Annotated in this window: 16 protein-coding genes; 15 read left to right on the top strand and 1 reads right to left on the bottom strand. The window is 56.8% G+C overall.

From position 1 onward, the window contains the following. The first annotated feature begins 17 nt into the window (after positions 1–17). The 10 genes from LG300_RS10870 to LG300_RS10825 all read left to right on the top strand — a co-directional run bounded on the left by LG300_RS10870 (position 18) and on the right by LG300_RS10825 (position 7,272). The gene (locus LG300_RS10870; RefSeq protein WP_404375343.1) at positions 18–365 is read left to right on the top strand and encodes a Na+/H+ antiporter subunit C; all 348 of its coding nucleotides are present in this window, start codon (positions 18–20) and stop codon (positions 363–365) included. Next, complete coding sequence (locus tag LG300_RS10865) at positions 362–1,951, top strand: Na+/H+ antiporter subunit D (protein WP_404375342.1); 1,590 nt, start codon at positions 362–364, stop codon at positions 1,949–1,951. Before LG300_RS10870 ends, LG300_RS10865 begins: the two co-directional genes overlap by 4 nt. After that, complete coding sequence (locus LG300_RS10860) at positions 1,948–2,421, top strand: Na+/H+ antiporter subunit E (RefSeq protein ID WP_404375341.1); 474 nt, start codon at positions 1,948–1,950, stop codon at positions 2,419–2,421. The genes LG300_RS10865 and LG300_RS10860 overlap by 4 nt, the downstream gene beginning before the upstream one ends. Then, complete coding sequence (locus tag LG300_RS10855; protein ID WP_404375340.1) at positions 2,421–2,690, top strand: monovalent cation/H+ antiporter complex subunit F; 270 nt, start codon at positions 2,421–2,423, stop codon at positions 2,688–2,690. Before LG300_RS10860 ends, LG300_RS10855 begins: the two co-directional genes overlap by 1 nt. Continuing rightward, complete coding sequence (gene mnhG, locus LG300_RS10850) at positions 2,683–3,087, top strand: monovalent cation/H(+) antiporter subunit G (RefSeq protein WP_404375339.1); 405 nt, start codon at positions 2,683–2,685, stop codon at positions 3,085–3,087. The genes LG300_RS10855 and mnhG overlap by 8 nt, the downstream gene beginning before the upstream one ends. 208 nt (positions 3,088–3,295) lie before the next feature. Continuing rightward, the gene (locus tag LG300_RS10845; protein WP_404375338.1) at positions 3,296–3,463 is read left to right on the top strand and encodes a DUF2256 domain-containing protein; all 168 of its coding nucleotides are present in this window, start codon (positions 3,296–3,298) and stop codon (positions 3,461–3,463) included. Beyond that, positions 3,456–4,877, top strand: coding sequence for a DASH family cryptochrome (locus tag LG300_RS10840; protein WP_404375337.1), 1,422 nt, complete (start codon positions 3,456–3,458; stop codon positions 4,875–4,877). The genes LG300_RS10845 and LG300_RS10840 overlap by 8 nt, the downstream gene beginning before the upstream one ends. A 1-nt stretch (position 4,878) precedes the next feature. After that, on the top strand, positions 4,879–5,325 hold the full coding sequence (locus tag LG300_RS10835) for a DUF3429 domain-containing protein (protein WP_404375336.1): 447 nt from the start codon (positions 4,879–4,881) through the stop codon (positions 5,323–5,325). Between the two features lie 68 nt (positions 5,326–5,393). Further along, positions 5,394–6,650: a lytic murein transglycosylase gene (locus LG300_RS10830; RefSeq protein ID WP_404375335.1), complete on the top strand. Its 1,257-nt coding sequence runs from the start codon at positions 5,394–5,396 to the stop codon at positions 6,648–6,650. 67 nt (positions 6,651–6,717) lie between these two features. Then, positions 6,718–7,272 carry an ATP-dependent zinc protease gene (locus tag LG300_RS10825; protein WP_404375334.1) on the top strand — a complete coding sequence of 185 codons (555 nt, stop codon included), beginning with the start codon at positions 6,718–6,720 and terminating at the stop codon, positions 7,270–7,272. A gap of 4 nt (positions 7,273–7,276) precedes the next feature. On the opposite strand, the gene LG300_RS10820 is transcribed toward LG300_RS10825, so the two are convergent. Next, positions 7,277–7,987: a 16S rRNA (uracil(1498)-N(3))-methyltransferase gene (locus LG300_RS10820; RefSeq protein WP_404375333.1), complete on the bottom strand. Its 711-nt coding sequence runs from the start codon at positions 7,985–7,987 to the stop codon at positions 7,277–7,279. Between the two features lie 138 nt (positions 7,988–8,125). On the opposite strand from LG300_RS10820, the gene phaR reads away from it, so the two are divergent. The 5 genes from phaR to LG300_RS10795 all read left to right on the top strand — a co-directional run bounded on the left by phaR (position 8,126) and on the right by LG300_RS10795 (position 11,717). Next, complete coding sequence (gene phaR, locus LG300_RS10815) at positions 8,126–8,590, top strand: polyhydroxyalkanoate synthesis repressor PhaR (protein WP_044628507.1); 465 nt, start codon at positions 8,126–8,128, stop codon at positions 8,588–8,590. Between the two features lie 78 nt (positions 8,591–8,668). Beyond that, on the top strand, positions 8,669–9,955 hold the full coding sequence (gene purD, locus LG300_RS10810) for a phosphoribosylamine--glycine ligase (protein WP_404375332.1): 1,287 nt from the start codon (positions 8,669–8,671) through the stop codon (positions 9,953–9,955). A 47-nt stretch (positions 9,956–10,002) separates the two neighbouring features. Next, positions 10,003–10,443 carry an acyl-CoA thioesterase gene (locus LG300_RS10805; protein ID WP_404375331.1) on the top strand — a complete coding sequence of 147 codons (441 nt, stop codon included), beginning with the start codon at positions 10,003–10,005 and terminating at the stop codon, positions 10,441–10,443. Continuing rightward, positions 10,443–11,315, top strand: a complete 873-nt coding sequence (locus LG300_RS10800) for a phosphoribulokinase (RefSeq protein ID WP_311064914.1) — start codon at positions 10,443–10,445, stop codon at positions 11,313–11,315. Before LG300_RS10805 ends, LG300_RS10800 begins: the two co-directional genes overlap by 1 nt. A gap of 60 nt (positions 11,316–11,375) precedes the next feature. Beyond that, entirely contained in the window at positions 11,376–11,717 is a 342-nt protein-coding gene (locus LG300_RS10795; protein ID WP_404375330.1) for a histidine triad nucleotide-binding protein, read from the top strand. The last annotated feature ends 85 nt before the right edge of the window (positions 11,718–11,802 follow it).

Here is an 11,802-nt window from a genome sequence, read left to right as displayed (position 1 = left end):
TACGCAGGAGGCTACCCATGGAACCGTTAATGGCACTGGCGATTGGCCTGTTATACGCCACCGCTATTTTTATGATGCTGCGTCGTTCTATTGTCAAACTGGTGATTGGCCTGCTGCTGCTATCCAATGCTGCCAACCTGCTGATTTTCACCACCGCCGGTATGACCCGTGGCGCACCGCCGCTGATTCCCGAGGGAATGATGCAGCCTTTGGGCGCGGTGGCAGACCCGCTCCCCCAGGCGGTAGTGCTCACTGCCATCGTGATTGCATTCGGGGTGTTGGCGTTTGCGGTGGTGCTGATTCGCCGGGCTTACGAAATCGTTAAGGCAGATGATTTGGACAAGATGAAGGATACCGACACGTGAGGCCCGAAGTCGCACTTCCCATTTTACTGCCGCTGCTGTCTGGGGCTGTCTCGCTGCTGTTTTGGCGCTCACGGCCCATGCAACGTTTCATCGCTGTCGCGGGTAATGTAGCCCTTTTTGTAGTGAGTGTATGGCTGTTTATAGCAGTGCGAGCAGATGGCTATATCACTATGCAAATGGGGAGTTGGCCCGCGCCTTTTGGCATCACCCTAGTGGCCGATATGCTCAGCGCTGTCATGATTCTGCTGACAGGGATGATAGGCCTCGCCATGGGGATTTACTCCCTAGCAACCACCGGCCGCGGCCACGAAAAATTTGGCTACTACCCGTTAATGCATCTGCTGCTGGCAGGTGTCGCGGGTGCCTTTCTAACCGGCGACATTTTTAACCTCTATGTGTGGTTTGAGGTGATGCTAGTGGCATCATTTGCGCTGCTAACGCTTGGTGGCGAGCGCGCGCAGATGGAAGGGGCCATTAAGTACGTCACATTAAACCTTCTTGCCTCAGTGATTTTTCTCAGCGCCGTTGGTTTGCTGTACGGCACGGTAGGCTCACTCAATATGGCCGATATCGCGCTGCGTATGGATGAAGTCGAACACAGTGGTATGGTTGAGGTGCTGGCGGTGATGTTTATGGTGGCCTTTGGCATCAAAGCCGCCGCGTTTCCGCTGTTTTTCTGGCTGCCGGCTTCCTACCATACGCCGCCGGTAGCCGTATCCGCGCTGTTTGCAGGGCTATTAACTAAGGTGGGCGTTTACTCACTGTTCCGAGTGTTTACGCTGATCTTCGATCAAACCATGGGCTACCTACAGGACATCATGCTGTGGGGGGCCGTTTTCACCATGGTGACCGGCGTGCTGGGGGCGGCTGCCCAGTATGAGTTCCGACGCATCCTGTCATTTCATATCGTCAGCCAGATTGGCTACATGATTTTAGGGCTGGCGCTCTATACGCCGCTGGCGGTTGCAGGTGGGGTGTTCGCCATCATGCACAACATCATTGTTAAGACGAACTTATTCTTAATTAGCGGTATTACCCACCGGCTACAGGGGACATATCGGCTTAAAAAAATGGGCGGCCTCTACCGCGAACGCCCCTGGTTATCCGTTGCGTTCTTTATTAGCGCCTTCTCACTGGCAGGCGTACCCCCGCTGTCCGGCTTTTTCGCTAAATTTGTCTTGGTACGCGCTGGTTTAGAGGCAGAGGCGTATGTAGCCACTGGTATTGCCCTGGCGGTGGGGCTGATGACGCTCTACTCCATGGTGAAAATCTGGAATGAAGTGTTCTGGAAGGCGCTTCCCGAAGAGAACCAAGTGCCCCAATCGCATACACCGGAAGGGGACGATGGGCGCTTGCTCAAACCTAGCCTGTGGATGATGTACTTACCGGTAGTGGTGCTCGCTGCAATGTCGCTGCTGATCGGTATTTTTGCAGAGCCGATTATGCGGGTAATGAACCAAGTTGGTGACCAGTTGATGACCCCAGCGGGCTACATTGAAGCGGTACTTGGGGCATCGGCCAGCGCAGAGGCCGCCCTGTTAGAGCCAGCAGTACCGGTAGAGGATGCTGGGAAGGAGGCTCCATGACTGGCGCAATTTGGAACCTCTTTTTAGGGCTAGCCTGGGTACTGCTTAGCGGCGATTTTTCGGGTTTGAACCTGTTAGTCGGCATGGTGTTCGGCTATATCGCCCTAGTGCTTATCGAGCCACAGGTGGATGGCTTAAAAGGCTATCCCGCCCGGGTGCCGCGCATTATTGGCTTTATTGGCTTCTTTATTAAAGAGTTAGTACGCGCCAATCTGCGGGTGGCTTTCGATATCGTAACGCCGCCTTGGCATATGCAGCCAGGGGTGATTGCACTGCCGCTCTCGGCTCGCACCGAAATGGAAATTACCATGGTGGCGAATTTGATCTCACTCACCCCGGGCACGCTGAGCCTGGATGTCTCGGATGATCGTAAGGTGCTCTATATCCACGCCATGTTTTTGGATGACGAGGAGGAGCTGCGGCGCAACCTAAAAGAGATGGAACACCGGGCACTGGAGCTATTTCGTTAATGGATACCGTGATTTTAATCAGCCAGGTGATTATGGGGTGTGCACTAGTGCTGACCTTTGTGCGCGTGGTACGTGGCCCCAGCCTGCCGGATCGCGTGGTGGCCCTAGAGCTATTCTCAACCACCGTGGTGGGTCTTGTGGGGGTATACGCAATTCAGTCCGGCGTCTCGAACTTTCTGGATGCAGCGATTGTGATTGCGCTCATGGGCTTTTTAGCCGCCATTGGCTTTGCGCGCTTTTTGGAACGGGGAGGGCCACGGGATGATTGATGTGATCAAAGGTGCCATGCTGCTAACGGGGTCTAGTTTTATATTGTTAGCCGCTATTGGTTTGCTCCGCCTGCCTGACCTGCTCACCCGTATGCATGCCACCACTAAAGCCGCGGCGCTCGGGGTGATTTTGATTATGCTGGCATCGGCCATGCACTTTGCCGAAGTGGGCGTGGTAGCGCGCTCGTTTGCCATTATCGTGTTTATCTTGATTACTGCCCCCATTGCCGCCCATGTCATTGGGCGGGCAGGGTACTTTGTCGGGTCGAGACTCTGGAGCGGCACGGTGAAGGATGAATTACGCCCCAACTATGACCCGCTTACCCACGAGCTTAAAAGTGGGATGGAGACCCAGGAGAACGCCAAACGCCATCCGCGCAGCACCGACCCGGATTAGTACCTGGCGCCGCTAACGCCAACCCCAGCGCAAAGACCCTCCCAAGCCACCGCCGGTGGCTTTTTTACGCCTGTGAAAAAAGCCAAGCGGATGCGTGTTTCTAAAAAAACTGTTATTCAATTTATGTACAATAATTGTACTGTATAAGATACTATGTCCATGTATTAGAGCGTGGTGTGTTAGTTTTGCCATGCAACGAGACGAATAGATGAGACGTAAACAAGACTTACCGCAAAAAGAGTGCGTTCAATGCCAGCGCCCATTTACCTGGCGTAAGAAGTGGGCGCGTTGCTGGGATGAGGTGCGCTTCTGCAGTAAACGTTGCCGTCGTGGAGCCAAGCAGACCAGTACCCCGAGGAGGCAAGAGCGTGAATAGCACAACTGATATTGTCTGGTTACAAGATAACCTGCGCGTAGCCGACAACCCCTTACTACATTTCGACACACCCCCTGACCAGCTGCTTTGCCTCTATGTATTAGACCAACGCTGGCTAACATCAGCGCTTCCTGGTGATAGTACGCCCCGGTTAGGGCCAGCGCGTCTGCGTTTTTTATGGCAAAGCCTGATGGAGCTGCGTGGCGAGCTGCTGCAGCGTGGCAGTGACCTGTTGGTACGCATTGGCGACCCAGCCGACGTGGTGGTAGAAGTAGCCACTACGCTTAACGCCAAAGAAGTACGGGTCACCGAACACTCGGGGTATGAAGAAGCCGGCAATATTGCCCGGGTAGCGGCGCAGCTCCCCAAACACTGCCAGCTATACCGCGTCGATAGCGGCTATTTAATTGACGCTAATGCGTTACCGTTTGATTTGGCTGACCTTCCCGCTAGCTTCTCAGCGTTTCGACGTCAGGTAGAGAAGCACTGCGAAATCCCAGCTCCCAGGCCTGCCCCTATTACGCTGCCCGGCTGGCCGGAAGGCGCTCCTCGCGGTTTCCCGCCGCTAAAAGCCGTATGCGAAGCGAGCGCCGCCTGGCAGCCAGACAAGCGCCAAGGGTTTGTGTTTGTAGGTGGTGAATCCGCAGCCAATGACCGGCTGCAGCACTATTTGTGGCGGCAAAACGGCGCCGAGTCCTACAAGAAAACCCGTAACGGGCTATTAGGAGCCAACTTCTCGACCCGCTTTTCCCCCTGGCTGGCACGGGGCTGCCTCTCGGCGCGCCAAGTGCATCAAGAGGTCAAGGCATGGGAAGCCGTTAACGGCAGCTGTGAATCCAGCTACTGGATTGTGTTCGAACTGCTATGGCGCGACTACTTTCACCGCGCGGCACAGCTGGAAGGGGCGACGCTGTTTGGCAGTGAGGAGTTGCCTCCTGCTAACGAAGCTTTCAATACCTGGCGCAACGCTGAAACGGGGCTACCGTTTATCGACGCGGCGATGCTGGAGCTCAAGCGAACCGGCTGGGTTTCCAACCGTGCCCGCCAGAACGTGGCGAGTTTTCTGGTGAAGGACCTGAAGGTGGATTGGCGGCTGGGTGCCTGGTGGTTTGAACACTGCCTGATTGATTATGATGTGGCCAGTAACTGGGGCAACTGGCGCTATATCGCCGGTGTTGGCCGCGACCCACGCCAAGACCGGTATTTCAACGTGTTAAAGCAAGCAGGGCATTATGACCCCAAAGGGCTTTACGTGGCGTATTGGCTGCCTGTCCTGGAGTCACTGCCCCTTGGTCTTGAACGCCATCAGCCCTGGCGGGTAGCACCTTCTCAGTTTAAGCCACCCTGCGTATTGCCCAGCGAGTGGCAGCGCTGGTTGATTGACACCACCGAGTGTGAAGAGGCAGACGAGTAAAATGTTGTTAACAGTGAGCGATCGCCAATTAGCGTGGGGATTAGGGCTTGCCGGGCTGCTGCCATTCATCGGCAGTAGTGTTGCCGCTTGGCTGGCTTCATCAATATGGCAGGTGAGTGCGATTTATGCTTTCAGCTACTATAGCGCTGTAATCTTATCTTTTTTAGGCGGCGTTCATTGGGGCAGTGCGCTCCAGGTGCCGCGCGCGGACAATACCAGGCGGCTTCTATTGGCGATGGTGCCTAGTTTGATTGCTTGGCCCGCTTTGCTGTTCAACACGGTTACCGGGCTATGGGTACTTTTGGCAGGCTTTCTACTGATGGGAGGGTACGATCTCAGCCGTGAAGGGCGCGAAGGCTTTCCCACTTGGTATCTAACGCTGCGGAGTGTACTCACTGTCATTGTGGCGGTTTGCCACCTAGCCGTTTTATGGCGCTTGATGGCCTAGGGCTAGTATCTCTCTCATTTCTGGGCCATTATCGGCCCCACGCCAAGGATTGCCGGGAGATAGATGCTATGTCGTTGAAACATAAAGGTTCGCTAAGTGCTTGTCGTGGCGCTTTTTTACCTCTTTTGCTTGTGGTAACAACGGCGGCTTTTAGCAGCCAAACTCAAGCCAGCCAGCAGCTAATGACCGAGGTAGACGCCCGCGCTGCCGAAGAAGTGCGCTATGCCAACTTCCATCAGTGGTTAAGCGAGTTTCGTCGCTATGCCGCCAATCAAGGGGTGAGCGAGGCGACATTAGCCTCTGCCTTTGACGGCCTGCGCTATCTTGAGCGCGTCATTGAGCTTGACCGCTATCAGCCCGAGTTCGTGCGACCCATTTGGCAGTATCTTGATACGGCAGTGTCGAGCACGCGAATTAATAACGGCCGTGAAAAGTTTGCCGCACACCGCGATACCGCACGGCAGATGGAACAGCGCTACGGCGTACCTGCGGAAATTATCGTAGCGATCTGGGGCATTGAGAGTAACTACGGCAGCAACTTCGGTGACTTTTCGACCCTGGAATCCCTAGCCACGCTGGCTTATGACGGCCGTCGGCGCGACTTTGCGCGTAACGAGCTACTTGCCGCACTGCGTATTATCGACCAAGGCGATATCGCCGCCGACCGGATGAAAGGCTCTTGGGCAGGCGCCATGGGGCATACCCAGTTTATTCCCAGTAGTTTTGAAGCCTACGCGGTGGATGGCGATAACGATGGGCGCCGTGATATTTGGGGCAGCATTCCCGATGTGATGGCCTCTACCGCCAACTATCTGGCCCGGGCAGGCTGGCAAACCGGACAGCCCTGGGGGGCGGAAGTAGCGCTGCCTGACGACTTTAACTACGCCCAAACTGGGCACAAGAGCAGTGCGGAGTGGGCCGCCCAAGGCGTGCGCGCCGTTAGCGGGGAACTGCCGTCGTTTGAGAACGCAGCGGTGATTGTGCCTGCAGGCGCCAATGGCCCTGCGTTTATCGTTGGCCCCAATTTCCGCGCCATTTTGCGCTATAACAACGCCACCAGTTACGCCCTGGCCGTGGCTACGCTGGCCGATGCGATTGCTGGCCGCGATGGCATCACCCAATCCTGGCCACGGGATGAGGCACCTTTAACCCGCGACGATGTCAGAACGCTCCAGCAGCGCTTAAATAACGCCGGTTACTCGGTAGGCACTGCCGATGGCATTATGGGGCCGAATACCCAGGCAGGCCTGCGAGCTTTCCAGCGCGACCAAGGGCTGGTGCCAGATGGCTTTGCCACCCAGTCGCTGTTAGAGCGGCTGCGCTAGCGCACGCTATTCGCACTGCTGAACCTCTTCAATCGTGTCGTCAATTTCTCACCAAGGATGAGTGTTAATGGGAAAAGCAGTTCTAGGAGGAGTGGGGGCCAGTATACTGGCCAGCTCCCTGTTGTTCAGTACCACCACGCAGGCTGAGGATAGCGTATTCGGCTGGGTCGAAAACGCCTACATCGAGCCGTGGGGGATTGCCGTTAAAGCCAAGCTGGATAGCGGGGCGCTTACTTCGTCACTTGATGCCCGCGATATCGAGATGTTTGAAAAGGATGGCGAAGTGTGGGTGCGCTTCCGCTTAAAACTGGAAGACCAGGAGAGCGGTGAAATCTTTAGCGACCAGATCGAGCGCCCGCTGTACCGCGAGCAAGCGGTGCGCGGCGCCGGTGGCCGCGATGAACGCCCGGTAGTGCTGATGGATGTGTGCATGGGGAACACCATCTACGAAGAGCAGTTTAGCCTGCGCAATCGTGAAGAGATGAACTACCCGCTGCTGCTGGGGCGGCGCACCATTAGCCACCTGGGCCTGCTGGATGTGCGTAACACCTACCTGCAGGAACCCGAGTGTGGGGAGGATGCCGCTTACGTTCCCCACGACCCGAAAGATGAACAGTCTTAAACGCCTAAAACAGCCGTGATAGTAGCGCTGTCACGGCGGTTTCCACCCGCAGGATGCGAGGGCCTAGGTGCATTCCCTCGCAGCCTGCAGCGAGAAGCTGCTCCACTTCCCACGGGATAAACCCGCCTTCAGGCCCTACCAGCAGCAGCGTTGGTTCATCAATACCGCGCGGGCAGGCGTTCTCCATGCCAGGGTGGGCGACCAATCCGCGCCGCTCGGTTAGCAGCGCCGGCAGCTGCTCTTCCATGAAGGGCCTAAACCCTTTGCAGAGCGTCACGTTAGGCAACTGTGTATCGCGTGCTTGCTCCAGCCCTAACACCAAATGCTGGTGAATTTTTTCGGGCCGCAGTTCCGGTGACTGCCAGTAGCTCTTTTCTACCCGCTTGGTGTGCAGCAGGGTAATCTCTTTGACCCCCAGCGCCGTGACGTGCTCCAGCGTGCGTGCCAGCATACGCGGGCGCGGCAGCGCTAGGACAAGATGAACAGGCAGGGCGGGCGGCGGCGGTTCATTGATATCTTCCAGCGCGAACAGAGCCTGCGTTTTGCTAAGTGCGACTAGCGTGGCCTTGCCCATTGCCCCGCCTTGAATACCCACGGTCAAGCGGTCGCCTTCGCTGGCGCGGTGAACCTCATGCAGATGAGTCAAGCGGCGTGCATCGGTAATACGGGCGTGGTGACCATCGACCTCGCTCGGGTCTAGCAGTATCAAATTCATCAGATTCGTCGTCTATTGGTAACAGGGAATGCAGGCTTAACGGCACTAATCCGCTAAGCTGGCTTGCATGGGCGCGTGTTGCAGGCACAATAGCAGCAACGGCGACAAAAGCCTTTATCGCGTTTAAGGAGATGCGCTGTGCGCGTAATTCGCAAATATGCCAACCGCAGGTTGTACGATACCCAGCAGAGTCGCTATGTCACCCTGGAGGACTTGCGGCGTTTAATTATTGAAGAAGAGCCGTTTCGCGTTGAAGACGCCAAAAGCGGCGAAGACCTGACGCGCACCATCCTGCTGTCGATTATTATCGAACAGGAGCAGGCGGATAGTGAAGCCGAAGTGTTCTCCAACGACCTGCTGGCACAACTGATCCGCGTGTACGATATGTCCTCCCCGCTGCCGCTGGCGCGCTACCTAGAGCAGGGCACCCAGCTGATGCTGGAGCAGCAAAAGCGTATGCAGACCCAGTGGCAGCAGGCCATGCGCCACTCACCCATTGAGTTTATGCGCGAACTGGCCGAAGAGAACATGCGCTTCTGGCAAAATGCGCTTAACCAGCCCACCCAAACGGATGACGACGACAAAACGGACAAAAACTCATAGTCCCCCTTTAGGCCACGTTAGGGGCGCGTTGTGGCATAATGCGCTCCAACGACGCTCTCCCGTTTGAGAAGGATACCCATGAAAGTTTTGATGATCGGTGGCGGTGGCCGCGAACATGCCCTTGCTTGGAAACTTGCCCAATCCAATGATGTTGAGCAAGTGTTTGTCGCACCTGGTAATGCAGGTACTGCCACAGAGCCTAAGCTGACCAATGTCGCTATCAGCGCAACCGACTTGGATGCGTTGGTCACTTTTGCTCAGCAAGAGCAAATCGCGCTCACCGTGGTAGGGCCGGAAGCCCCGCTGGTGGAAGGCGTGGTAGACCGCTTTCAAGCCGCCGGTTTGACGATCTTTGGCCCTAGCCAGCGCGCGGCACAGCTCGAAGGCTCCAAATCGTTTACCAAAGACTTTCTGGCCCGCCACGCTATCCCCACGGCCGCCTACCAGACCTTTACGGCCGTAGAGCCTGCGTTGGCGTATCTAGCCGAGATGGGCGCACCGATTGTTATCAAAGCCGATGGCTTAGCGGCGGGTAAAGGCGTGATTGTGGCCATGAGCGAAGCGGAAGCCGAAGCGGCGATCCGCGATATGCTCGAAGCCAACGCCTTTGGTGACGCGGGCGCGCGGGTAGTGATTGAAGAGTTCCTGGAAGGCGAAGAGGCCAGCTTTATCGTGATGGTGGATGGCGAAAACGTCGTGCCCATGGCCACCAGCCAGGACCATAAGCGCGCCTATGATGGTGATACCGGCCCCAACACCGGTGGTATGGGCGCCTACTCCCCGGCACCGGTAGTAACCCCAGAAGTAGACGCGCGGATTATGGAGCAGGTAATTATGCCCACCGTGCGCGGCATGGCGGAAGAGGGCAACGCCTATACCGGCTTCCTGTATGCTGGGCTGATGATTGACCCGCAAGGCAACCCCAAGGTCATCGAGTACAACTGCCGATTTGGCGACCCGGAAACCCAGCCGATTATGATGCGCCTCACCTCCGACTTAGCGGCGCTCTGCCTAGCGGGTGCCAAGGGCGAGCTGGCAGGCAAGCAGTGCGAGTGGGATAGTCGCGCGGCAGTGGGCATCGTAATGGCAGCCGGTGGCTACCCTGGCAGTTACCGTAAAGGCGACGTGATTCACGGCCTAGCCGATGCCGAGCAGGCCCACTGCAAAGTCTTCCACGCGGGAACGGCACAAAACGCCGAGGGCGAGATCACCACCGCTGGCGGTCGCGTGCTGTGTGTGACAGCCCTGGGCGACAGCGTCTCGGCTGCCCAGCAGCAGGCGTATCAAGGAGTTAAAGCGATTCACTGGGATGGCGTCGAGTTCCGCCGCGATATCGCGTTCCGTGCCATTGCACGGGAGCAGTAATTACCGGCTTTTTAAGGTCAAACCGTCACCTGACAAGGAGTTGAACTATGGAGCGTGTTTCGCTGGACTTTCCCACTGCAGCGGTTATCCATCGTCATCCGCTAACCGTGCGGGTGACGGATATGAACTATGGCCGCCATCTGGGGCACGATGCCCTGGTATCGCTGCTCCATGAGGCGCGGGTGCAGGCCTTCGCTGCCCTCGACTTGCCCGAATGGGATATGCACGGTTACCCCAGCGTCGTGGTGGATCTCGCGGTGCAGTACCAGCAGGAGGCCCGCTTCCCCGATGCGCTGGTGATCGAAACGGCGGTACCAGAGCCTGAGGGCAAAGCCTTAACGGTGTATCAGCGGGTCACTAAAGCAGCAACGGGCGATGTCGTAGCCACTGCCCGCGTAAATAAACTGCTATTAGACCTAGCAACTGGCCGTCCGGTGGCGGTTCCCGATGCGCTCAAGCAAACGCTTGCGGATGCCAGGGGGGGATAATGTCCCGAGAATATCCCATCATCGCGGTAACGGGCTCGTCGGGAGCGGGCACCACCACCGTGCGCCGCAGCTTCGAGCGCATGTTTCTGCGTGAAGATGTCCATGCCGCCATGGTGGATGGCGATGCATTTCACCGCTACACCCGCGATGATCTAAAGCGCATTTTCCGCGAAGAGCCCGAGCGTAAAGACGAGCTTTCCCACTTTGCCGTGGAAGCCAACTTGCTTGACCGCCTGGAAGGGCTGTTTATTGAGTATGGCGAGCACGGTACCGGCACCTTCCGGCACTATATCCACGCGGAAGATAAGCAGAAAATTGAAGCCGGATACCGGGTAGGCACCTTTACCGAGTGGCAGTCACTGCCTTGCGGTACCGACCTGCTGTTTTACGAAGGGCTGCACGGTGGGTTAGTCACCCAGGAGTACGATATTGCCCGCCACGTAGACCTACTGGTGGGGGTGGCACCCACCATGAACCTGGAGTGGATTCAAAAGATCGACCGCGACACCAAGCTGCGCGGCTACTCCCAGGAAGCGGTGATTGACACCATTTTGGGCCGTATGGACGACTACGTGCGCTACATCCAGCCGCAGTTCTCCCGTACCCATATCAATTTCCAGCGAGTGCCGACGGTTGATACCTCCAACCCCTTCGAGGTGCAGGATATCCCCACCGATGCGGAGTCGTTCGTGGTCATCCGTTTCCGTGACCCCTCAACGGTGGATTTCCCTTGGCTGCTGGCGATGATTAAAGACTCCTTTATGACCCGCCCGCATACCTTGGTGGTGCCAGGTGCACGTATGTCGCTGGCGATGGAGCTGATTCTGGCACCGCTGGTTCGTCATTTACTATCGCAGCGCCGCTTTCGCTAACGGGGTAAGCGGCGATGCTTTTTCACCGATAACAAACGCGCCAAACCAAAGGAGGCTGCGATGGAGTGCCTGTTCTGCAAAATTATTAACCGCGACATTCCCGCTGATATCGTGTACGAAGATGAGCACGTACTGGCATTTAACGACATTAACCCCCAAGCGCCGACCCACCAGCTGATTATCCCCAAAAAGCATATCCCGACGCTGAACGATATTGCCTCCGACGACTTAGCCCTTGTGGGGCGCTTGCAGCACACCGCCGCGCAGCTCGCCCAGCAGCAAGGGTTTGCCGAGGATGGCTACCGCGTGGTGATGAACTGCAACGAAATGGGCGGGCAGACCGTCTACCATATCCACATGCACTTAATGGGTGGGCGCGAGTTTACCTGGCCCGCTGGCTAAACGGTTTCGCCAGCCAACAGTAAACAGCTATCCATAACCATCCATAAAAAAGCCCTGCGGCGGGAAACGCCAGCAGGGCTTTTGC

Origin of the sequence: Vreelandella aquamarina, assembly GCF_044805175.1 — a bacterium.
Taxonomy (GTDB): Bacteria; Pseudomonadota; Gammaproteobacteria; order Pseudomonadales; family Halomonadaceae; genus Vreelandella; species Vreelandella aquamarina_B.
The sequence above is the reverse complement of the archived record's forward strand: the minus strand, read 5'-3'. Positions and strand labels throughout refer to the sequence as shown.